This window comes from Streptomyces sp. NRRL F-5755, assembly GCF_001279365.1.
In the GTDB taxonomy this organism is placed as follows: domain Bacteria; phylum Actinomycetota; class Actinomycetes; order Streptomycetales; family Streptomycetaceae; genus Streptomyces; species Streptomyces rimosus.
The window spans coordinates 44,450-64,638 of sequence record NZ_LGCW01000161.1 but is presented as its reverse complement, the minus strand read 5'-3'; the positions used below and the strand labels follow the sequence as shown (position 1 = coordinate 64,638).

The following is a 20,189-nucleotide window of genomic DNA, read 5'->3' as shown; positions in this document are numbered from 1 at the left end:
TTATCGGCTGCGCGCTTTGACGGGCCTGGAGAAGATGCTGACGGGCTCTTCCGTCCGCTTCTCGAAGAGTTTGTGCCCGGTATCGGCCGCGTGTTCCCGCATCCAGTTGTTCGTCTGCATGGGCGTGTCCCACACGGCAGAGCAGACGCCACACTCCGAACCGTCGACTTCGGTGATGCATTTGGCGACGTGTTTGCGGATGCCGGTGATCTGGATTTCGAGGCGCGTCGGCGTGGGGGCGGGAGTTGGCATGGGGTGACCTCCTGTTCGGTGGGAGTCGGGGGCGGCACCATCGCCCTCACTGGTGCGCACAAGAAGCACGCCGTCGTGTCCGCATGAGCACATCAGCCGGTTGAGGTGTTCGGACAAGGTTGACTCCTCTCCGTAGCGATTCCACTACCGGGGAGAGTCAGAGTGCTCTACAGTCGGGATCAGTTCAACTTACGCCTATTGAACGACCAGTTGGGTGGTGGCTGTTGAACCGAAACGAACTGGACCCCGACCGCTCGCCAAAAGCGCGCTTCGGCGTGCGCCTGCGGACATTGCGGGATGAGCACGGATGGACACAAGAGGAACTGGCGGAGCGCCTGGGGTACTCCGGTACGCACATTTCCGCGGTCGAAAATGGTCGCCGCCCTCCAACTTCCCGCTTCACGTCACGGGCAGACAAGGTGCTGGGGTCTGGTGATCGACTCGAACGCCAGGGGCGGTCCCTACGGCAGCCCGCGCTGCTGGAAGGGTTTCCCGAGTACGTTGCGCTTGAGGTGCACGCGGCAGAGATCAGGCTTTTTGAGGTGGGGCTCGTCCCTGGCTTGCTTCAGACCCCGGAGTACGCGGCAGCAATCACAACGGGCGCCGTCCGGCGCGGAGCAATCACAGAGCAACAGGCGGAAGAGCGACTGGCCTTGCTTGCCAAGCGGCAGGCGTCTCTGGAACGGACACCCGCACCACTGGTCTACGCGGTGCTGGACGAGAGCTGCATCAGGCGAACAGTGGGAAGCACCAGTGTCATGGCAGAGCAACTTGACCGCCTGAACGCGTTTGCCGAACTCCCCTCCACGGTCCTCCAAGTGGCCCCGTTCGAGCTGGGCGAGCGGCGGTCTTTCGACCTGCCTGTTCTTCTTCTGACACTGGCGAACAGGTCGCATGTCGCGTACGCCGAGTCAGCCCAGCAGGGGCGGATGGAGCGCGACATGAGGTTCGTCCAACCCATGCTGACGGCCTACCATCAGTTGCAGGTCGAGGCGCTCTCTCAAGCGTCTTCTATGGCCTTCATCGAACAGTTACGAAAGGGCACCTCGTGACCATCGAATCCCCCCGTTGGTTCAAGTCCTCGTACAGCAGCAACGGCGGCGCTTGCATAGAGGTCGCCACCAACCTCGTCGCCTCGCGCGGCGTGGTCCCCGTCCGCGACTCCAAGAACCCAAACGGCCCGCACCTGACGCTCAGCACGGACGCCTGGGCCGGACTGGTCGAGTTCGCCCGGCAGGTCGCTGTCTGAACCTAGGCCAACCGGCCACGGCAGCTACGGAAGGGCTCCCCCATGACCATCGGAACCCCCCGTTGGTTCAAGTCCTCGTACAGCGAGAACGGTGGCGTTTGCATAGAGGTCGCCACCAACCTCGCCGTCTCGCACGGCGTGGTCCCCGTCCGCGACTCCAAGAACCCAAACAGCCCGCACCTGACGCTCAGCACGGACGCCTGGACCGGACTGGTCGAGTTCGCCCGGCAGGCCGCCGTCTGATCTCGGCCAGCAGGCAGTTGCCCCGCCGCTCCCTCAACGAAGCGGCGGGGCCCCAGCGGGTCAGCTCCCCGTCACGCGAACTTCCGACTGATCCCCTCAAAAACCCGCTTAGCCTCCACCCCCAAATGCGGCCCCGCCAACCACGTGTGGTTCAAGGAGCCTATGGAGCTGTTGGAGACCAAGTACGTGCGGCCGCCCCGGTTGGTGAACCAGCCGCCGCCCGAGGTGCCGCCGGTCATCGTGCAGCCGATGCGGTGCATGGCGGGGGTGCCGGGGGACATCGTGAGGCGGCCGGGGCGGGAGGGGCAGTTCATCATGCGGGCGCCGTCGTAGGGGGGCGCGGCCGGGTAGCCGAATGCCTGGAGGCCGTTGATGCGGTCGGCGGAAGGCGCGCCGAACCAGACCGGCAGGGCCGCGCCGACGGTTTCCTGGAGGGACTTGCCGCCGCCCCGTTCCGGGCGGACGTGGAGTACGGCGAAGTCGTACGCGGAGCCGGCGTTGCCGGACTTGGTGCTGCCCATGTCGATCCACTCGCCGGACGTGGTGACCCAGTTCGCCCACCACACCCCGTACGGCGCGACTTCCTGCGCCGGGGCCCGGCCGACCTGGCTCATCGGCAGGCCCTCGTCGTTGTAGGACGGGACGAAGACGATGTTGCGCATCCAGCCGCCGCGCTTGCCGGTGTGCACGCAGTGGCCGGCGGTCCACACGAGGTTGGATTTGCCGGGGTGCGCCGGGTCCTCGACGACGGTGCCGGAGCAGACCATGGGGCCCTGCGGGCTGTCGAACATGATCTTGCCGATGGGGGCCATGTGCTGGTGGTACGGGCGCGCCACCTGCCGGGCCTGTACCGGGCGCGGTTCGGGGTCGGTGCCGCCGTCGGCCGTGCCGGCGCTCTGGGCGGTGACGTCCGGCGTGGTCTTCGCCTCGGCCATCCGGGACGGGTTCCACAGGTCCTTGATGATCGGGTTGGCGAACTCGGACGCTTTGCGGGACCACTGGTCCCAGTCCTTCCAGCCGCCCTTCTCCCACTTCTTGATGTCGTCCAGGTTGGACGGCAGTCCGCTGGGCAGTTCGGAGCCGCCCGCGTCCTGGCCCGCCTCGCCCTTCTTGTCACCGGCCGCGGCCGAACTCCCGGGCGCGGCGGCGGCCTTGTCGTCGCCGGGGCCGCAGGCGGTGGCGGCGGTGAGCAGCGTGACCACCGCGGCGGCGGCCGCGGCGGTACGGCGTATGGCAGGCATGGAGCGGGTTCCCCCTGGTGCGTCCGGTAAAGCGGCATTGAGCGGCCTGCCCCCGGCCGGGGGCGTGTCTACTATGCCTGTGCAGGACGCGGGTTCAGGGGTGAGGGGTTGCGGTCGGCTACGGCTACGTGGATCACGTCGCGGCGGTACGGCCCCGGCGAGCGGCCGGGCCGGGCGCCGCGCCTCAGCCCGTCAGCCCCGCCTGATGCGCCAGCAGCGCCGCCTGTACGCGGCTCTCCGTGCCGGTCTTGTCGAGGATGCGACCGACGTGGGTCTTGACCGTGCCCAGGCCGATCTCCAGCCGGCGGCCGATCTCCAGGTTCGACAGGCCCTCGCCGAGCATGGCCAGCACCTCGCGCTCCCGGTCGGTCAGCGCGGCCAGCCGCTCGTCGGCGGTCCCGGCGCCGATCCGGCCGCCGCCCTGGAGCATCCGCCGTACGACGTGCCCGGTGACGCCGGGCGAGAGGACCGCGTCCCCGGCGGCGGCCGCCCGTACGGCGCTGATCAGCTCCTGCGGGCCCTCGTCCTTGAGCAGGAAGCCGCTGGCGCCCGCCTGGAGGGCGCGGGTGACGTTCTCCTCGTCGCCGAACGTGGTGAGCATGACGACCTGCGGCTTGGGGTCGAGCCGTACGAGCTGTTCGATGGCGGCGAGGCCGTCGAGGACCGGCATGCGGATGTCCACGAGGGCCACGTCGACCGGGTGCCGGGCGGCCAGCTCGACCGCCTCGGCGCCGTTGACGGCCTCGGCGACGACGTCGATGTCCTGGGCGTGCCGCAGGATGAGCCGGACGCCGTGACGGATCATTTCCTCGTCGTCGGCGAGGAGGACGCGGACGGGCCCGCCGGGGCGCTCACCGTGCAGATCGCTCATGGGCCCACAGTATCCGGGCCGGGCCGCCGGGCTCCGTTCCGGCTCGGCCGTACCGCAGGACCTCACTCCGGCCTCACTTCGACCTCACTCCGGCTTCATGGACACCCCGAAGCTGTACTCCCCGCTCGGCTCCTCGCGCAGCGAGCCCGGCACCCCGCCGACGCCTTCCAGCAGCGCTTCGGCCATGCCCCGGGTCAGCCGTGCGTCCGGGCGCGGTGCGGGGTCCGGGGGCGCGGCCGGTTCGCGTACCCCGCGTATCCCGCCGCCCCAGTCCGTGTAGCGGGGCAGTGCCACGTCGCCGGTGCCCGGGCCCATGAAGGCGGCGGTGCCCGCGGCGACGGCGACGCGGGCCCAGGTCTCCGAGCGCTCGGGTACGTACTCGCTGAAAACGGTCAGCCGTACCAGGCCGTTGCCGTCGTCCATCCCGAACGGCAGGGTCCACTCCAGGGCCCCCGGCACGGGGTCCCAGTGCGTGCCCGCGCGCAGTTCCCGCCGGTAGACCTCGCGGCACGCCGCCAGCACCGATTCCAGGTAGCGGTTCACGTACGCGTACCAGACTTCGACAGCCATGTCGCTCCCCCTCGGGCTCCGCGGACTGGCCGCACGGTATACGGGGTGGGGGTCGGCGGACATCCCTACGCGGAAATCGGGATCAGGGCGCGGCCGGTACCCAGAAGGTCTTGATCTCGGCCAGTACGTCGTTCCGGAAGCAGTAGCGGGTGATCTCCATGCGGCCGTCCACCGGATCGTCGCCCGTGAACGGGTAGGTGCACTCCGTGCCGCTCGGCCGGGGCGGCTCGCGGCCCGTGGCGGCGGCGCGGGCGAGGCCGCTGTCGAGGACGGTCGAGGACCGGACCTCTTCCCGGGCCATGCCGACGTGGATCTCGCGCGGTGGCGGCGTCTCCTGGGACGGCCGGGCCCCTTGCGCCAGCAACAGGCCGAACACCAGCATCGCGCCCACCCCGACCAGCCCGAGGATGCCGGTGGCCACGCCGGGCAGGTGACGCAGTATGCCGGGCAGCGCGGCGGGGTCCCGCCGCCCCTCGGCAGCCAGGGAGGCCGACGTGGCCTTCGGCTGTTCGGTGGGCGCCGCGGCCGAAGCCGGGTGCGCGGGCACCACCGTCTCGACCAGGAAGCCGCCCGCCCCGGTCGGTCCGGTCCGCAGCTCGCCGCCGAGCAGGCCCACCCGCTCGCGCAGACCGGTCAGACCGCGTCCGGTGCCGAGCCCGGTGGTGGCCTCCGGGGGTGCCGGGGGCGGGCCGTTGTGGACGGTGACGCGTACCAGTTCGGCGGTGTGCTCCACGGTCAGCCCGACGGAGGCGCCGGGCGCGTACCGGTGGACGTTGGTCAGCGCCTCGCGGACGACGCGGTGCACGGCACGCCGCACCCGCGGCTCCAGTCCGTCCAGGTCGGCGCCCTGCCAGCGGACGGTGACGGGGACGCCCGCGGCCCGGGACTCCTCAGCCAGCGCCGCGATGTCCGCGCGGGTGCCGGTGGCGTCGGTGAGCGCCTCCGTACCGGTGTCGCGGCTCAGCGGGCCGAGGACGCCGAGGACCGCGCGCAGCTCGTTCATGGCGTCCCGGGTGGCCACGCGGACCTGTGTGGCGTTCTCCTTCAGCTCGGGCGCCTGGGTGGCGAGCGCCATCTCCAGGCCGCCGCTGCGCAGCGAGATCAGGCTGAGCCGGTGGCCCAGCAGGTCGTGCATCTCGGCGGCGATACGGGTGCGCTCCTCGACGCGGGAGGCGCTGTCGATCACCCGGCGGGCCTCCTCCGCGGCGGCGGCCCGCTCCCGCAGGGCCACCACCAGGCGTTCCTGCTGTCCGCGCGAGCTGCCGACCAGACCGGGCACGAGAATGCCGACACTGCCGGCCACGACGCCCTGCGCGAGGCCGAAGACCCAGTTCTCGTACTCGGTGGCGACCGTGCCGACGACGGCGGCGAGTACGGGGATGGCGGTGGCGGTGAGCAGGACGGCGGTACGGCGGCGCGGATCGTCCGTGCGGCGGATCGTGTCGTAGGCGACGAGGGCGGTCAGCATTCCGGCGACCGGCAGGGCACCCGCGAGCGCGGCGAGCACCATCAGGACGGTGACGGGGAAGCGCCGCCGGACGGGCAGCAGCACCGCCGCCACGGCGCATACGGCCACTTTCGCCTGGGACGGCAGCAGCGCGAAAAAGCCGGGCGAATGCATCGCGGGCCCGGCGACACCGAGATAACCGAACGCCACGGCCATTTCGAAGAGGACGGCCAGCAGGCGACGTTTGCGCCGGCGCGGTGGAGCGGTGGCGTACGGCCGGGCCGTCGGCGGCGTGGAGGGCATGCCCTCGATTATCCGGACGCGGGTGCCGTATGCGGTGGAACCTGAGGAGGAAGAAAGGCCGGGCGGGTATGTCCGAAGACAGACCCGCCCGGCCCGTGGCGTTCCGCCCTGTCTATAGGGCGGCCCTATGGGGCGGCCACCCGGCTACTTCTTCGGCAGCCACTTCTTCCAGACCTCCGGGTGCTTCTCCACCCACGCCTTGCCCGCCTCGTCGGCGGACATGCCCTTCGAGGCGATCATTTCGGAGACCTCGTTCTGGCTTTCCTTCGTCCAGCGGAAGTTCTTCAGGAAGGCCGCGGCGTCGGAGCCGCCCTGGGCGAATTCCGTGTTGAAGAACTTCTGCAGCGGTGTCGTCGGATAGGCGCAGTCGATGGACTCGGGGTCCTCCTTGCCCTTTTCCGCGCAGGCGTCGGTGTACTTCGGGAGTTTCACCTCCACCATCGGCACCTGGTTGAACAGCCACTGCGGCTCGTACCAGTACGTCAGGAACGGCTTCTTCTGTTTGGCGAACTGCTGGATCTGGGTGATCTGCGCCGCCTCGGAACCCGCGAAGACGACCTCGTAGTCCAGCTTGAGGTTCTTCACCAGCGCCTTGTCGTTGGTGACGTAGGACGGCGAGCCGTCCATCAGCTGGCCCTTGCTGCCGCTCTCGGAGGTGCGGAGCTGGTCGGCGTACTTGTTGAGGTTCTTCCAGTCGGTCACGTCCGGGTGCTTGTCGACCCAGTACTTGGGGACCCACCACCCGATGTGGCCGGTGACGCCGTTGCCGCCGCCCGCCGTGATCGTCTTCTTGTCCTTGACGTACCGCTGCTCCTGGTCCGGGTGGCCCCAGTCCTCCAGGATGGCGTCCACCCGGCCCTGGCTGAGCGCGTCCCACGCCGGGATCTCGTCCACCTGGACGGTGTCGACGTGGTACTTCAGCTCGTGTTCGAGCAGGTACTTGGCGACCGCGACGTTGGCCTGCGCGCCGACCCAGGTCTGTACGGACAGGGTCACGGAACGCTGGCCGCCCGCCGCCTGGAAGGGCGAGCCCTGCCTGGTCATGTCGGCCTTGCCGCAGCCGGAGAGGGCGAGCAGTGTCGCCCCCGCCAGCGCGGCGGCCCCGGCGACGCGTATACGGGTACGGGTACGGGTCATGGTCAGGCTCCCTTCCCCGTCGTACGGCGCTGCGTCGGCTGCGTCACCCGGTCCAGCATCAGGCCGAGGCAGACGATGGCGACGCCCGCGACCAGGCCGAGCGCCAGGTCGCCCTTCGCGAGGCCGGTGACCACGTCGTAGCCGAGCGCGCCACCGCCCACCAGGCCGCCGATGATGACGACGGCGAGGACGAGGACGACGCCCTGGTTGACGGCCAGCAGCAGTGCGGGCCGGGCCAGCGGCAGCTGTACCTGCCGCAGCGTCTGCCAGCGGGTGGCGCCCAGCGAGCGGGCGGACTCCATCGCGCCGGGGTCGACCTGGCGCAGGCCCTGGGTGGTGATGCGGATGACCGCGGGCAGCGCGTACACGACGGCGGCGGCAGCGGCCGGGGCACGGCCCACGGCGAACAGCGCGACCACCGGGATCAGGTACACAAACTGCGGCATGGTCTGCATGACGTCCAGCACCGGGCGCAGGATCGCCTCCAGGCGCTTGCTGCCCGCGGCGAGGATGCCGATGCCGAAGCCCAGCACCAGGGTCACCGCGAGGGCGGCGAGGACCTGGGAGAGCGTGTTCATGGACGGCTTCCACACGCCGAGCACGCCGATGGCGGCCAGCGCGAGCGTCGCGGTCAGCGCGGTGCGCCAGGTGCCGATCAGCCAGGCCAGCGCGGCGACGATCAGCAGCGCGCCCCACCAGGGCAGTGCCGTCAGGCCGTCGCGCAGCGGGTCCAGGACCCAGGAGGTGAAGTGCGCGGCCCAGTCGGCGGTGCCGCCGACGACGGGGACTCCGGAGTAGAGGTGGTCGACCATCCACTCCTTGAAGTCGTTGACCGGGCGGGCGATGGCCACCGTCCAGCCCGAGGGCCAGATGGTGGAGCCGGCCAGCCGGCCCGCGACGGTGGCGAGCACGGTGAGGACGGCGACGCCGGCCCACGCGTACCAGCCGCGCAGCAGCTTGGGGCCGCTGGGAGCCGCGTCGGCGCCCATCCGCTCACCGGCGGCGGCGGTCGTACGGTCCATGACGATGGCCAGCAGCACGATCGGTACGGCGGCGGCGAGCGCGGCGCCGACGTCCACCGAGGCGAGCGCCTGGTAGACGCGGTCACCGAGACCGGCGGCGCCGATCATGGAGGCGATGACGGCCATGGACAGCGCCATCATGATCGTCTGGTTGAGGCCGAGCAGCAGTTCCTTGCGGGCCAGCGGCAGGCGGGCGGTCAGCAGCCGCTGCCGGCCGGTCGCGCCGAGCGAGGTGACCGCCTCCAGGACGCCGGGGTCGGCGCCGCGCAGGCCGAGCGCGGTCAGCCGGGCCATCGGCGGAGCCGCGTACACGACGGTGGCCAGCAGCGCGGCGGGCACGCCGATGCCGAAGACCAGCACGACGGGCAGCAGGTACGCGAAGGCGGGCAGCACCTGCATGGTGTCCAGCACCGGCCGCAGGATCTTGAACAGCCGCTCGGAGAGACCGCCCGCAAGACCGAGCAGCGCGCCCACCACGACCGAGGCGACGACGGCCACGATCATCAGGGCGAGGGTCTGCATGGTCGGCAGCCACATGTCCAGGATGCCGCTGACGGCGAAGGAGACCAGCGCGGTCGCGGCGATGCGGACGCCCGCGACGCGCCAGGCGACGAGGGTGACGCCCGCGGTGACACCCGTCCAGCCGAGCAGCAGCAGGAGCTGGTAGACGGCGCGTACGGAGATGACGACGGCGTTGCTGAGGTGGCCGAGGAAGTACACGAACAGCGGGTGGCTGTCGCGGTTGTCGATGATCCAGTCGCTGGTGCGGCCGAGCGGGCCGTTCAGGTCGACGGTCAGCTCACTCGGCCAGGTGCCGCTGGACCACTTCGCGTGCGCGAGCGGTACGAGGACCGCGGCGGCGACGGCGAGGATGAGGATCTTGCGGAGGCCGCGGCTCCGGAGGGCGGATTGGAGAGCGCCCTGCCGATCGGGCGCGGCGGCGGTGTTCACGGTGGGGGTGGCGGCCGTCATGCGCGCCCCCGCTTCACCGTGCCGGCCGGTATCTGCGACGCCGCGGCGCGCTGGGCCTCGTGCCAGCGGTGCCGTACGGCGGCGCGGAACCGGACCGACAGGGAGCCGGCGCCGGGGACTTGCCGGGTACGGGGCGAAGCCGCGGTCGGCGGATCGAGCGTCCGTACCTGGGCGGGCGCGACCCGTACGGGCCGTCGCGTCGGGGGCCAGCCGGCCGCCGCCAGGGCGGCGTCGGCGGTACCGGTGTGCGCGGACATCAGGCAGCCACCTCGCCCCGGCCGGCGTCGATCTTGGCGACGACGTTGAGCAGGCAGGTGCTGTCCACGATGCCCAGGCAGCGCTTGCCGTCCATCACGCGGGCCGCGCCGCCGGAGCGGGCGACGGCCTCGATGGCGTCGGCGACCAGGGTGTCCGGCGTGAGCGCGGCCCCCGTCTCGGCCTCGCCGTCCTCGGCCGGGCGCATGGCGCGCCGTACGGTCAGCACCTGCTCGCGCGGCACGTCCTGGACGAAGTCGCGTACGTAGTCATCCGCCGGGGAGCCCACGATCTCCTCGGGGGTGCCCAGCTGAACGATCTTTCCGTCCCGCATCAGGGCGATGCGGTCGCCGATGCGCAGCGCCTCGGCGAGGTCGTGGGTGATGAAGACCATGGTGCGGCCCTCGTCCTCGTGCAGCCGCACGACTTCTTCCTGCATGTCCCGCCGGATCAGCGGGTCGAGCGCGCTGAACGGCTCGTCGAAGAGGAGGACTTCGGGGTCCACGGCGAGCGCGCGGGCGAGCCCGACGCGCTGCTGCTGGCCGCCGGACAGCTGCCCGGGGCGGCGGTTCTCCAGCCCCGCGAGGCCCACCTTCTCCACCATCTCGGCGGCGCGCTCGCGGCGTTCGGCACGCGGTACGCCCTGGATCTCCAGGCCGTACGCGACGTTGTCGAGCACCGAGCGGTGCGGCAGCAGGCCGAAGTGCTGGAAGACCATGGCGGCGCGGCGGCGGCGCAGTTCGCGCAGCGTGGACTTGTCCATGGCGCGCACGTCCTCGCCGTCCATGTCCAGGCCGCCGCTGGTCGGCTCGATGAGCCGGGTCAGACAGCGCACCAGGGTGGACTTGCCGGAGCCCGACAGGCCCATGACGACGAAGACCTCGCCCTTGTGGACGTCGAAGCTGACGTCGCGGACGGCGGCCGTGCAGCCGGTCCGCTCGCGCAGTTCGCGCGCGGACAGACCGGTCAGCTCGGTGTCCTCCGGGATGCGTTCGGCCTTGGGGCCGAAGACCTTCCACAGGTTGCGGACGGAGAACACGACGTCGCGGGGGTCTTCGGCCGGCGAGGTGCCGGCGGCCTTGCGGGGCCGGGGTATACCGGCTTCGGAGGCGGTGGCGGTCATCGGGCATCACCTCCCCGGGTCGGGGAGTCGACGAGCAGTTCGGCGGCCTTCTCCCCCACCATCAGCACGCCGATCATCGGGTTCACGGCGGGCATCGTCGGGAAGACCGACGCATCGGCGATCCGGATGCGGGACAGGCCGCGGATCTTCAGCTCGGGGTCGACGACCGCCGTCCTGTCGTCCTTGGCGCCCATCTTGCAGGTTCCCGCCGGGTGGTAGACGGTGTGCGCCGCCTTGCGGACCAGCTCGCTGATCTGCTCGTCGTCGGTCACGTCCGGGCCGGGGAAGACCTCGCGCTTGAGCCACTTCTTGAACGGCTCGGCCTCGGCGATCTTGCGGGCGAGCTTGATGCCGTCCACGAGGGTCTTGCCGTCGTAGTCGTCCTCGTCCATGAAGTACTTGAAGTCGAGCGCGGGCTTGACCTCGGGGTCCTTGGACGTGAGGTACAGCCGGCCGCGCGACCGCGACTTGGGGATGTTCGGCGTCATCGACACGCCGTGCTCGGGGCGTTCGTAGCCCAGCCGCTCCGGGTTGTCGGTGAACGGGATCTGGTAGAAGTGGAACATCAGGTCCGGGCCCTTGTGGTCCGGGTCCCGCTTCACGAACAGGCCCGCGTCGGAGTCCATCGCGGAGTTCCCCGGGATCGGCCCGTTCGTCTCCCATACGATCACCGACTCCGGGTGGTCGATCAGGTTCTCGCCGACGCCCGGCAGATCGACCTTGCACTCGATGCCCAGCGCTTCGAGGTCCTGCTTCGGCCCGATGCCCGAGTGCATCAGCAGGCGCGGGGTGTCCACCGCGCCGGCGCACACCAGCACCTCGCGCGCGGCCTCGACGTACACCTCCTCGCCGTCCTTGGTCCGGACGTGGACGCCCTTGGCGGTGGTGCCGTCCAGCTCCAGCTTCGTCGCCCAGGTCTCCAGCATCAGCGTGAGGTTGGGGCGGTCACCGGCCTCCATGTGGGGGTGGAGGTAGGCGACCGAGGCGGAGGAGCGCTTGTTGTTCTCCGGGTGGTACGACAGGTCGAAGAACCCGACGCCCTCCTCGAACGGCTGGTCGTTGAAGCCGACGACCTCGGGCACGCCCAGCGCGCTCTTGGTGGCCTCGATCCAGTCGGTGGCGATCTGGTTCTGGTCCTTCTTCGCCACCCGCACGATGTTGTTGCGCAGCTTGCCGAAGTAGGGGTCCATGTCCTTGGCGCCCCAGCCGGTGGCGCCCGCCGCCTCCCACTCGTCCCAGTCGGACGGCAGCGGCTTGAAGGAGATCAGGGTGTTGTGCGACGAGCAGCCGCCCAGCACCTTGGCGCGGCTGTGCAGGATGTGCGAGTTGCCGCGGGGCTGCTCGGTGGTGGTGTACTCGTAGTCCAGCTCGCCGCCGAGCAGGCCGAGCCACTTGCGCAGCGTCAGCACGTCCTCGCGGTCGATGTCGGACGGGCCGCCCTCGATGACGGCGACACTGACGTTCGGGTCCTCGGTGAGCCGGGAGGCGATCACCGATCCGGCGGTGCCACCGCCGACGATCACGTAGTCGTACACGGGCATGAGGTGGTGCTCCTTCTGCAAAGTTCGTGCGTGCGCGGTGCGGTGAACAGACGGGCCCTCAGCCCGCGAACCAGCGGACCGGTTCCGGCCGGAGGTTCTCGTAAACGTGCTTGCTCTCGCGGTACTCGTCCAGACCCGCGGGGCCCAGTTCCCGGCCGATACCGGACTTTCCGAAGCCGCCCCACTCGGCCTGCGGGAGGTACGGGTGGTAGTCGTTGATCCAGATCGTGCCGTGCCGCAGCCGCGCGGCGACCCGCCGGGCGCGGGCGGTGTCCGCCGACCAGACGGCGCCGGCCAGGCCGTACTCGGTGTCGTTGGCCAGCGCGACGGCCTCGTCCTCGGTCGTGAACGTCTCCACGGTCAGGATCGGCCCGAAGGTCTCCTCGCGGATCACCTTCATGTCGCGGTGGCAGCCGTCCAGGACGGTCGGGCTGTAGAAGTAGCCGGTGGCCGGGCGGACATCGCTGGGCTCGGGACGGCGTCCGCCACACCGCAGCTGCGCGCCCTCCTGGAGAGCGGACGCCACGTACGCCTCGACCTTCTCCAGCTGCTGCTGCGAGACGAGCGGGCCGCACTCGACGCCCTCGGCGGTGCCGCGACCCAGCTTGATCTTCTCGGCGCGGCGGGCCAGTTCGGCGACGAAACGGTCCCGCACCGACTCCTCGATGATCAGGCGGGCGCCGGCCGAGCAGACCTGGCCGCTGTGCGCGAAGGCGGCGTTCAGCGCCTGATCGACGGCGGTGTCGAAGCCCTCGTCGGTGGCGCAGGAGTCGGCGAAGACGACGTTCGGGTTCTTGCCGCCCAGCTCCAGCGCGATCTTCTTGGCGCCCGCGACCGCCGCCGCACCGGCCTTCGTACCGCTGACCAGGCCACCGGTGAAGGAGAACAGGTCCACGTCCGGGTGCTCGGCCAGCCGCTGGCCGACCGGGACGCCCGCGCCGGTGACGATGTTGGCGACGCCGGCCGGCAGCCCGGCCTCGACCAGCAGCTTGACGAGATGCACCGTCGAGAGCGGAGTGACCTCACTCGGCTTGATCACAAAGGTGTTGCCCGCGGCGAGCGCCGGGGCGACCTTCCAACTTGCCTGGAGCAGCGGGTAGTTCCACGGCGTGATCATCGCGCAGACGCCGACCGGCTCGTGCACGACGACGCTGTGCACGTCCGGGCTCCCGGCGTCCACGACACGCCCGCCGCTCTCGTTCATCACCAGATCGGCGAAGTACCGGAAGGCGTTGGTGACGTCGTCCACGTCGACCCGGCCCTCTTCGAGGGTCTTGCCGGTGTCCCGGCTCTCTATGAGGGCGATCTCCTCGCGGTCCCGCTGGAGCAGGTCGGCGACGCGGCGCAGCAGGGCGGCCCGCTCGGCGACCGGCGTACGGGGCCACCGCCCGGCCCCGCCGTCGAAGGCACGGCGCGCGGCCTCGACCGCCGCGTCGGCGTCCTCGGCGCCGCCCTCGGCGACGACTTCGAGCGTCTTCGCATCGGCGGGGTCCAGGATCTCCCGCGTGGCGCCTGTTGCGGCGGCGCGCCACACCCCGTCTACGTGAATCGTCTCGCTTGCCGACACGTCTGATCTGCCTTTCGACTTCCGGATTGTTGCCACTGGTTCACACCAGCAACGGGGACCCCTCCCCGGAACCCCTTTACCTATGCCGAAACTTCCGAGGAAAGTGACCCGACTCACTCTTACGGCCCCCGGATTGCATGTTTGCGGGGGCCGATGCGGGTCACAGGTCGGGGCTTATGGATGCTTTTTGTCGCCCGGGTGGCCCTGGGTTCAGCCCTCCATATGGCCGCGGGGCGCGCCGCGCGGGCGGGTGAGCGTTGCCGGGTCCCGGAGCGCCGCGACCAGCACGGCCAGGAGCACGACGAGCGGGGCCGCGGCCGAGGTGGGCACAGAGGGGATGAAGGAGCTGCTGAGGTTGGTCAGCGCGTGCGTGAAGGTGATGGCGAAAACGCTGCCGCCGGTGTTGTTGAAGATCCACACCCAGAGCGTCCGCAGACCGACCGTGAAGAACGCGCCCAGCACGATGAGCGTGACGTTCTGACCGCTCTGCACGATCGACGGAATGTGCACCAGCCACCAGAAGAGGCCCAGGACGAGGCTTCCGCGCAGCGCGCCCCAGCGGCGCTGGAGCGGTTCGGTGGCGTAACCGCACCAGCCCAGTTCCTCCCCCGCGGCGAGCAGCGCGTACAGGGGCACGAACAGCAGCATCGTCTGCCAGGTCTGGGCGGGCTGGGCAAGGAAGCGCACACCGGTGAGCTGCATCAGGCCGTACGTCGTCACATAGAGCAACGGGCTGAGCAGGATCACCGGGAACCACCAGGTACGGCCGATTCCGCGCGGGTCCCACGCCCGCTTCAGCAGGCGGCGGACGCCCTCGCGCCCCTGCGACCGGGCGGTGAGGAGTACGGCCGCCAGGGCCGGGGTGAAGCCCGCCACGTAGTCCGTCACGGGGGCGTTCTTGGGGAGGCCGGGTAAGTCGATCAGGGCGCCGGCGGTCCAGCAGGGGAGGAGGAGCAGGAGGACCAGGGCGAAGAAGGGCCAGGGGGCGGCCAGCTTGTACGGGTTAGAGGGGGTTGCAGTGACTTGGGGCGGATCGGTACGGATCGTCATGCACCGGAACGTAGGCGTCGACGAACGTCACCGGCTTGAACGAATGTGACCTCGCGGCGCTCGTTCCCGCCCGGTCCGGCGTGGCCAGGGCCGTGGCCAGGGCCCGCGGGGTGCACTGGGCGAAGGCGCGCACCTCGCGGCTGAGGTGGGCCTGATCGGCGTACCCGGCCTCGGCGGCGACTGCTGCCAGCGGTGGCGCGGGGGTCCGGCCGCGCAGGAGGGCGGTGGAGCGCAGCAGGTCGGTGGCGCGCTCGAAGCGGAACAGCCGGGCTACGGTCTTGGGCGACGGCCCGATCTGCTCACGGAAGCGGCGTACGAGATGCCGTCTGCTCCAGCCCAGGTGATCGGCCAGTGCCTCGATCCGTACCGCGCCCGCCGTGGCGGCGAGCCGGCGCCATGCCCATGCCACGACGGGGTCCGGCCGCGGTCCCCGTGCCACACGAGCCGCCAGCGCGTCCGCAAGGACGGCGAAGCGCCGCGACCAGTCCCCCGCCTCGGCCAACCGCTCCGTGAACCGGTCCGCCTCGGGCCCCAGCAGCGCGCCCAGCCCCACCACCTCGTTGCTGAGCAGGTGCATCGGCACGCCGAGCAGCGAGTACGCCGTCAGGGGCGGCAGGCGCAGCAGCAGGCCGTGCTGCAAACCGGCGATACGGGTTTCCGAGAGGCGGTCGTGCAGCCCGATGACCAGGGAGGCGCGGGGCCCGCCCCCGTGCCGCCCGCCCTGCGACGGCGGGACGATCACCGGGTCCCCGAACGCGATCACCAGCGTCACCCGGCTGGACGGCACCTCCCGGCGTCGCAGGGGCCCGGCCAGGCGTTCCCGGTATCCCGAGCAGTCCCGCAGGTACCCGGCCGACGCCGCCTCCGGCCGCCGGCACACGATCTCCTCCACCGTCCCGCCTTCAGCCCGGCGCCACGCCGCCCCGGCGGTGATCGCGGGGGCTCACGCCCCGTACCCGCTTGAAGGCGGCGCTCAGTGCGAACGGGCTGCCGTAGCCGACGCGGCGGGCCACCGCGCCGAGAGTGGCGTCCGGCTCGCGCAGGAGATCGGCGGCGAGTGTGAGGCGCAGGTTCGTCAGGTACGTCATGGGTGGCTCGCCGACCAGCGCGGTGAAGCGGCGGCCCAGCGCGGCACGCGAGACGCCGCTCGCGGCGGCGAGGCCGGCGACGGTCCAGGCCCGCGCCGGTTCGGCGTGCAGTTGCCGCAGCGCGCGGCCCACCACGGGGTCGCTCTGCGCGTCGTACCCGCCCGGTACCTCGGCCTCCGGCCGGGCGAACCACGCCCGCAGGGCGGTGGTCAGCAGCAGGTCCAGCAGCCGGTCGAGGACGACTTCCTGCCCCGGCGCGTCCCGGCCGATCTCCGATTCGAGGAGCGGCACCAGCGAGGAGTTCCAGGTGTCGGCGGGCAGCCGCGCCAGCGGCGGCAGCGCGCGCAGCAGCAGCCGGTTGACCTCGCCGCGCATCTGATACGTACCGCTGAGCAGGACCACCGGCCCGTCCGGACCGTCCCCCCACGTCCGTACGCCGAGGCCCATCACCTCGCACAGCTCCTCCCCCTGCGGGGTCGCCGAAACCTGCCCGGGGTGGATGACGACGCGCGGCGGGGTGGTCGGGTCGTCGGCGACGGTGTACGGGTCGGGGCCACGCAGAATCGCCACGTCACCGGGGTGCAGCGGGGTCGCGGCGGCCCGCCGGTCCCGGGGCTCCCCCACCGCGCCCGTCACCACCCAGCCCTCGCCCCGCGCCATCGTCACGACGGTGAGCGGCGCCTCGTCCTGGATGCGCAGCGACCAGGGCGGGGTGAGGACCGAGCGCATGAGGAAGGCGCCGCGGGCGCGCGGCCCGTCCAGCAGGCCGGTCAGGGCGTCCATGGCGTGAGCGTAGAACACGGCTGGACGCACGGACATGCGGGCGAGCCGCCCGGCCATGGCCCGTACCGGCCCGCCCGGCCTTCACTGTTCGGCAGGGCACGGGAGCCACCGGCCCGCCGGACACCGCCAGCAGAGGACCGCCCCATGTACGACACCGCCCGCGCCGCCACCCTGTTCGCCGCCACGCTGGCCACGGGCCTCATCGCGGGCCTCTTCTTCGCGTTCTCCATCGCCGTGATGCCGGGGCTGCGCCAGGCCGACGACGCGACGTTCGTCACCGCGATGCAGCGGATCAACTCCGCGATCCTGAACGGCTGGTTCGCCCTCGCCTTCGCAGGCGCGCCGATCCTCATCGCCGCCGCCACCGCCCTCCACCTGCGCACCGGCACCCGCGCCGCCCTCCCCTGGCTGACGGCCGCCCTCGTCCTTTACGTGGCGATGCTCGCCATCACGTTCACCGTCAACGTGCCTCTGAACAACACCCTCGACGCAGCGCACACACAACTCCCCGCGCTGCGCGCCCACTTCGAGGACAAGTGGGTCCGCTGGAACCTCGTCCGCACCCTCGCCACCACGGCCGCGCTGGCCTGCCTGATCCGCGGAGTGCTGGGCTACTCGTCCGTCTCGTCGGCCGGTTCGTCCTGAGCGGTCATTCCGGCCACCCACAGGGGCATGAGCCAGTGCACGACAAATGCCGAGATCAGCACGGGGAGGACCACCCCGCCGACCGTCAGCCCGCCGAGCTTGCCGATCACGATGCCGCCCGCCACGGCACACAGCAGTACGTACGTGGTCAGGCGGTGGGCCAGGGCGCGCACCCGGTCGCGCTCGGCCAGTTGGCGCTCGTCGAGGACATGGGTCCGCAGGTCGAGAAGGCCGCGAATGGCTGAGTTGATGACGCCGGTGACTATGCACCACGGGAGCAACAGCACCAGCGGAAGGAGGCTGAGCCAGACCGTGGCGGTCGCGAACGCAGTGAACAGTGCGGCCAGGCTTGCCACGGTCAGCAGCACATGCACGACGACGGCCGCGCGCCGCCGCCCCGACGTCGCGTACAACGCAGGGGCCTCGCGGCTGTTCATGAGGGCATACATACGCTCGTCGTACCGCGTACGCGGCCGGCGGGCCGTGGGGTTGGTACCGGTGGTCGTCACTGCTTCCTCCCGTAAACCTCGTCCGTGAGCGGGCGGAACGGCCGGAGGGAGAACAGCGCCTCCACCGGCAGCTCGAAGAACTCGGCCATGCGCAGGGCCAGATCGAGGCTCGGGTTGTACTGCCCGCGCTCGATGTAACCGATGGTCTGGTAGTGGGCGCCGACCGCGTCGGCCAGCGCCTGCCGGGACACCTTGCGCTCGGCACGCACCATCGCCAGCCTGTTGTGCACCTGCTCGCTCATGTATAAGAAGTACTACATTGATGAGTAGGAGCACAACCACGGCTCGCCCTGAAGTTGCGGTGCTCCGGGGGCAGTCGCACCGGCAACCGCCGCCTCTTCAGAATGAGGACCATGCAGCGCATCGAATTCTTCACCTACCCCGTGAGTGAGCAGCAGCCGGACCTTCTGTGGGGCATCCGGATCGATGGCACGGACTTACGGGTACATGCCGCCGATGCCACACGCGACCTCTGGCGCCAGGAACACGTGGAGCCGAGCCCGGCCGAAGAGGAACGTTTCCTGCTTCTCCAGCACGACGGCCTGCCGGACCGGGGGATCGCGGACGCCGGGCGCCACTTCCTCGGCGCCCCCACCCCGGAGTTCGCCGACTCCACCACCGGCTCCACGCCGGTGCTGAGATGCTCCTGCGGCGCATGGTCCTGCTGGCCCCTTCGGACGGTCATCACCGTCACCCCGGAAACCGTCGCCTGGTCCTCGTTCCGGCAGCCCTTCCGCAAGGAGTGGGGTGAGCTTCCCATGGGCCCGTACGTCTTCGACCGGCCCGCCTACGAGACCGCACTCGCCGAGCCGCTCCGCCTCACCGAAGACCCACTGGTCGTGCCCCCAAGAACGGCCCGGTGACAGCCGGCCCGGCCGACGCGGCTTCCTCCGCTTCCGGACGCAGGTGCCCCGACCTCAGGAACCGTTGGGGCTGAAGTGCCGCAACGCCGTCTGCTGAATGCGGGCCTGCGCCGGCCAGTCGGCGTCCGGGCCCAGGACCAGGACGGCGAACTGGCGGCCGTCGGGGACCGTGAAGGCGCGGTCGGTGACGCGGGCGCGGACGCCGAGTTTTTCGCTGTCGTAGGCGTAGACGAGTTCGGTGGCGCCGGTGCTGAGGCCGATGTCGGTGACCGGGCCCAGGCTCATCTGCACGTAGCCGGGTTTGCCGGCGAGGTCGCGGGAGGTGGCCTGGAGGGCTTCGCGCGGGGTGATGTCGGGTTCGGTGATCTCGAAGATCTGGAGGAGGTAGCGCTCGTCGGGGGCGGTGTAGAAGACGCCGTCCGTGCGCTGGGTGCGCTGCCAGCCTTCCGGTACGGCGAGGGAGAACCCCGCGCTGTCCCGCGCCAGCCGGTAGCCGGACGGGAGCGCGCCCGAGGGGGAGCCGGAGGCGGTGGTGCCGCTCGGTCCGCCGGATGGGGCGGTTGCTCCGTTGCGGTCCTGGGGCGGGGCGGTCGGCGAGGCCGACGTACGGGATTCGGGGCGGACCGTGGTGTCGTCGCCGCCCCACAGCAGCCAGCCGCCGCCGAAGCCCGCGGCGACCACGGCGACCGCCGCGCCGACGACGACGGGTGTCGACCAGGCGCGCATGCGGGCGGCGGACGGGTGGGTACCAAGGGGCCCCGCCGGGGCCTGGGATGAGGGGTAGGGCGGAGGGTAGGCCGGTGGGTTCATGGCGTCGGCGGTTTCTTCGGTGAAGAAGTCCGCGCCGGGCGGCGGTGCGCTTCCCGGGCCGGGGACGAAACCGGGCTTCGTCGGTGGCGGGCTGGTGTACGGCGCCGGGTCCGGGCTGCCGGTCTCCCAGCGCTGTTCCTCGTCGTTCCAGCGCGCCCCGCGCGCGCCGCCCCCTCGTACGCTCATGCTCACCCTCCCAGCAGCGCGGCCACGGCCTGTCCGACGGCCGCGCCGGACGCCAGCATTCCGGTCACCGCGCCCGCGTCCGCCAGCGCCGTGCGCAGCCGGTCGAGGCGGCCCGGCGCGGTCCGGCCGGTGGTCTCGATCTCTTCCTGCGCGTCGGTCAGTTCGGCGCTCAGCAGCGTGACCTGCGGCGTGTCGATGACCCTGGCCAGGTCTTCGCGCAACTGCCGTACCGCGGCGAGCAGTTCCTCGTGCGCGGCGTCGATGGCGGGGGCGCCGGGCGCGTGCTCGTGGTGGGTGACCGTGTTGTGGTCGCCGATGGCGAAGGCGCCGTGCACCTTGCCGATGTGGATGCCGCGGTCGCGTTCGTCAGCCGCTGCCATGTCCGCCTCCCCGTTGGTCCGCTGTGGTGCCGTGCGCGTGCCGGCCGTGTTCACGATTGTGCCCGGCCGCGCGCGGGCCGAG

General features: G+C 71.2%; 23 protein-coding genes. 5 read left to right on the top strand and 18 right to left on the bottom strand.

From position 1 onward, the window contains the following. Nucleotides 1-369 (bottom strand): hypothetical protein, encoded by a 369-nt coding sequence (locus ADK86_RS16250; RefSeq protein WP_234345888.1) that lies wholly within the window; start codon nt 367-369, stop codon nt 1-3. 104 nt (nt 370-473) lie between these two features. On the opposite strand from ADK86_RS16250, the gene ADK86_RS16245 reads away from it, so the two are divergent. From ADK86_RS16245 to ADK86_RS16235, 3 genes are read left to right on the top strand one after another with little or no spacing between them, the layout of a single operon-like run. Next, nucleotides 474-1,304 carry a helix-turn-helix domain-containing protein gene (locus ADK86_RS16245; RefSeq protein ID WP_053697238.1) on the top strand — a complete coding sequence of 277 codons (831 nt, stop codon included), beginning with the start codon at nt 474-476 and terminating at the stop codon, nt 1,302-1,304. Then, on the top strand, nt 1,301-1,501 hold the full coding sequence (locus tag ADK86_RS16240; protein WP_053697220.1) for a DUF397 domain-containing protein: 201 nt from the start codon (nt 1,301-1,303) through the stop codon (nt 1,499-1,501). The genes ADK86_RS16245 and ADK86_RS16240 overlap by 4 nt, the downstream gene beginning before the upstream one ends. A gap of 42 nt (nt 1,502-1,543) precedes the next feature. Further along, complete coding sequence (locus ADK86_RS16235) at nt 1,544-1,744, top strand: DUF397 domain-containing protein (protein ID WP_053697219.1); 201 nt, start codon at nt 1,544-1,546, stop codon at nt 1,742-1,744. A gap of 71 nt (nt 1,745-1,815) precedes the next feature. Here the strand turns inward: ADK86_RS16235 and ADK86_RS16230 are convergent, their stop codons facing one another. From ADK86_RS16230 to ADK86_RS16170, 13 genes are all read right to left on the bottom strand, one after another. After that, nucleotides 1,816-2,985 carry a trypsin-like serine peptidase gene (locus tag ADK86_RS16230; protein ID WP_107088490.1) on the bottom strand — a complete coding sequence of 390 codons (1,170 nt, stop codon included), beginning with the start codon at nt 2,983-2,985 and terminating at the stop codon, nt 1,816-1,818. 184 nt (nt 2,986-3,169) lie between these two features. Next, nucleotides 3,170-3,856 (bottom strand): response regulator, encoded by a 687-nt coding sequence (locus ADK86_RS16225; RefSeq protein WP_053697217.1) that lies wholly within the window; start codon nt 3,854-3,856, stop codon nt 3,170-3,172. 84 nt (nt 3,857-3,940) lie between these two features. Next, on the bottom strand, nt 3,941-4,426 hold the full coding sequence (locus ADK86_RS16220) for a hypothetical protein (RefSeq protein WP_053697216.1): 486 nt from the start codon (nt 4,424-4,426) through the stop codon (nt 3,941-3,943). 82 nt (nt 4,427-4,508) lie between these two features. Continuing rightward, nucleotides 4,509-6,176 carry a sensor histidine kinase gene (locus tag ADK86_RS16215; protein WP_053697215.1) on the bottom strand — a complete coding sequence of 556 codons (1,668 nt, stop codon included), beginning with the start codon at nt 6,174-6,176 and terminating at the stop codon, nt 4,509-4,511. A gap of 144 nt (nt 6,177-6,320) precedes the next feature. Beyond that, entirely contained in the window at nt 6,321-7,313 is a 993-nt protein-coding gene (locus ADK86_RS16210) for an ABC transporter substrate-binding protein (RefSeq protein WP_053697214.1), read from the bottom strand. 2 nt (nt 7,314-7,315) lie between these two features. After that, nucleotides 7,316-9,307 (bottom strand): ABC transporter permease, encoded by a 1,992-nt coding sequence (locus ADK86_RS16205; RefSeq protein ID WP_053697213.1) that lies wholly within the window; start codon nt 9,305-9,307, stop codon nt 7,316-7,318. After that, complete coding sequence (locus ADK86_RS16200; RefSeq protein ID WP_053697212.1) at nt 9,304-9,564, bottom strand: hypothetical protein; 261 nt, start codon at nt 9,562-9,564, stop codon at nt 9,304-9,306. The genes ADK86_RS16205 and ADK86_RS16200 overlap by 4 nt, the downstream gene beginning before the upstream one ends. Beyond that, nucleotides 9,564-10,685, bottom strand: a complete 1,122-nt coding sequence (locus ADK86_RS16195) for a quaternary amine ABC transporter ATP-binding protein (protein WP_053697211.1) — start codon at nt 10,683-10,685, stop codon at nt 9,564-9,566. Before ADK86_RS16195 ends, ADK86_RS16200 begins: the two co-directional genes overlap by 1 nt. Further along, complete coding sequence (locus ADK86_RS16190; protein WP_053697210.1) at nt 10,682-12,226, bottom strand: GMC family oxidoreductase; 1,545 nt, start codon at nt 12,224-12,226, stop codon at nt 10,682-10,684. The genes ADK86_RS16195 and ADK86_RS16190 overlap by 4 nt, the downstream gene beginning before the upstream one ends. Nucleotides 12,227-12,284: 58 nt before the next feature. Next, entirely contained in the window at nt 12,285-13,793 is a 1,509-nt protein-coding gene (locus ADK86_RS16185; protein WP_053697209.1) for an aldehyde dehydrogenase family protein, read from the bottom strand. 210 nt (nt 13,794-14,003) lie between these two features. After that, on the bottom strand, nt 14,004-14,843 hold the full coding sequence (locus tag ADK86_RS16180) for a CPBP family intramembrane glutamic endopeptidase (RefSeq protein ID WP_078952075.1): 840 nt from the start codon (nt 14,841-14,843) through the stop codon (nt 14,004-14,006). Further along, nucleotides 14,797-15,735, bottom strand: coding sequence for a helix-turn-helix domain-containing protein (locus ADK86_RS16175; RefSeq protein WP_053697207.1), 939 nt, complete (start codon nt 15,733-15,735; stop codon nt 14,797-14,799). The genes ADK86_RS16180 and ADK86_RS16175 overlap by 47 nt, the downstream gene beginning before the upstream one ends. Before the next feature lie 10 nt (nt 15,736-15,745). Then, nucleotides 15,746-16,714 (bottom strand): AraC family transcriptional regulator, encoded by a 969-nt coding sequence (locus ADK86_RS16170; RefSeq protein WP_053697237.1) that lies wholly within the window; start codon nt 16,712-16,714, stop codon nt 15,746-15,748. 144 nt (nt 16,715-16,858) lie between these two features. Between ADK86_RS16170 and ADK86_RS16165 the strand changes: the two genes are divergently transcribed. Continuing rightward, entirely contained in the window at nt 16,859-17,359 is a 501-nt protein-coding gene (locus ADK86_RS16165) for a DUF1772 domain-containing protein (protein WP_053697206.1), read from the top strand. Here ADK86_RS16165 and ADK86_RS16160 read toward each other — a convergent pair. Both ADK86_RS16160 and ADK86_RS16155 read right to left on the bottom strand, forming a co-directional pair. After that, complete coding sequence (locus tag ADK86_RS16160; protein WP_063789012.1) at nt 17,326-17,868, bottom strand: hypothetical protein; 543 nt, start codon at nt 17,866-17,868, stop codon at nt 17,326-17,328. The two genes, ADK86_RS16165 and ADK86_RS16160, sit on opposite strands and share 34 nt — an antisense overlap. Further along, entirely contained in the window at nt 17,865-18,110 is a 246-nt protein-coding gene (locus ADK86_RS16155; protein WP_003983188.1) for a helix-turn-helix transcriptional regulator, read from the bottom strand. Before ADK86_RS16155 ends, ADK86_RS16160 begins: the two co-directional genes overlap by 4 nt. Nucleotides 18,111-18,221: 111 nt before the next feature. Between ADK86_RS16155 and ADK86_RS16150 the strand changes: the two genes are divergently transcribed. Next, complete coding sequence (locus ADK86_RS16150) at nt 18,222-18,731, top strand: hypothetical protein (protein WP_234345887.1); 510 nt, start codon at nt 18,222-18,224, stop codon at nt 18,729-18,731. 54 nt (nt 18,732-18,785) lie between these two features. Here the strand turns inward: ADK86_RS16150 and ADK86_RS16145 are convergent, their stop codons facing one another. Next, nucleotides 18,786-19,727 (bottom strand): hypothetical protein, encoded by a 942-nt coding sequence (locus tag ADK86_RS16145; RefSeq protein WP_063789011.1) that lies wholly within the window; start codon nt 19,725-19,727, stop codon nt 18,786-18,788. Between the two features lie 2 nt (nt 19,728-19,729). After that, nucleotides 19,730-20,107: a hypothetical protein gene (locus ADK86_RS16140; protein ID WP_030586374.1), complete on the bottom strand. Its 378-nt coding sequence runs from the start codon at nt 20,105-20,107 to the stop codon at nt 19,730-19,732. Between the last annotated feature and the right edge of the window lie 82 nt (nt 20,108-20,189).

Excerpts from the sequence above, each read along its gene's own strand:
- ADK86_RS16215 (WP_053697215.1), bottom strand. The coding sequence starts at position 6,176 with ATGCCCTCCACGCCGCCGACGGCCCGGCCGTACGCCACCGCTCCACCG.
- ADK86_RS16195 (WP_053697211.1), bottom strand. The coding sequence starts at position 10,685 with ATGACCGCCACCGCCTCCGAAGCCGGTATACCCCGGCCCCGCAAGGCC.
- ADK86_RS16200 (WP_053697212.1), bottom strand. The coding sequence starts at position 9,564 with ATGTCCGCGCACACCGGTACCGCCGACGCCGCCCTGGCGGCGGCCGGC.
- ADK86_RS16165 (WP_053697206.1), top strand. The coding sequence starts at position 16,859 with ATGTACGACACCGCCCGCGCCGCCACCCTGTTCGCCGCCACGCTGGCC.
- ADK86_RS16230 (WP_107088490.1), bottom strand. The coding sequence starts at position 2,985 with ATGCCTGCCATACGCCGTACCGCCGCGGCCGCCGCCGCGGTGGTCACG.
- ADK86_RS16220 (WP_053697216.1), bottom strand. The coding sequence starts at position 4,426 with ATGGCTGTCGAAGTCTGGTACGCGTACGTGAACCGCTACCTGGAATCG.
- ADK86_RS16205 (WP_053697213.1), bottom strand. The coding sequence starts at position 9,307 with ATGACGGCCGCCACCCCCACCGTGAACACCGCCGCCGCGCCCGATCGG.
- ADK86_RS16190 (WP_053697210.1), bottom strand. The coding sequence starts at position 12,226 with ATGCCCGTGTACGACTACGTGATCGTCGGCGGTGGCACCGCCGGATCG.
- ADK86_RS16150 (WP_234345887.1), top strand. The coding sequence starts at position 18,222 with ATGCAGCGCATCGAATTCTTCACCTACCCCGTGAGTGAGCAGCAGCCG.
- ADK86_RS16180 (WP_078952075.1), bottom strand. The coding sequence starts at position 14,843 with ATGACGATCCGTACCGATCCGCCCCAAGTCACTGCAACCCCCTCTAAC.
- ADK86_RS16155 (WP_003983188.1), bottom strand. The coding sequence starts at position 18,110 with ATGAGCGAGCAGGTGCACAACAGGCTGGCGATGGTGCGTGCCGAGCGC.
- ADK86_RS16225 (WP_053697217.1), bottom strand. The coding sequence starts at position 3,856 with ATGAGCGATCTGCACGGTGAGCGCCCCGGCGGGCCCGTCCGCGTCCTC.
- ADK86_RS16170 (WP_053697237.1), bottom strand. The coding sequence starts at position 16,714 with ATGGACGCCCTGACCGGCCTGCTGGACGGGCCGCGCGCCCGCGGCGCC.
- ADK86_RS16235 (WP_053697219.1), top strand. The coding sequence starts at position 1,544 with ATGACCATCGGAACCCCCCGTTGGTTCAAGTCCTCGTACAGCGAGAAC.
- ADK86_RS16145 (WP_063789011.1), bottom strand. The coding sequence starts at position 19,727 with ATGAGCGTACGAGGGGGCGGCGCGCGCGGGGCGCGCTGGAACGACGAG.
- ADK86_RS16210 (WP_053697214.1), bottom strand. The coding sequence starts at position 7,313 with ATGACCCGTACCCGTACCCGTATACGCGTCGCCGGGGCCGCCGCGCTG.
- ADK86_RS16140 (WP_030586374.1), bottom strand. The coding sequence starts at position 20,107 with ATGGCAGCGGCTGACGAACGCGACCGCGGCATCCACATCGGCAAGGTG.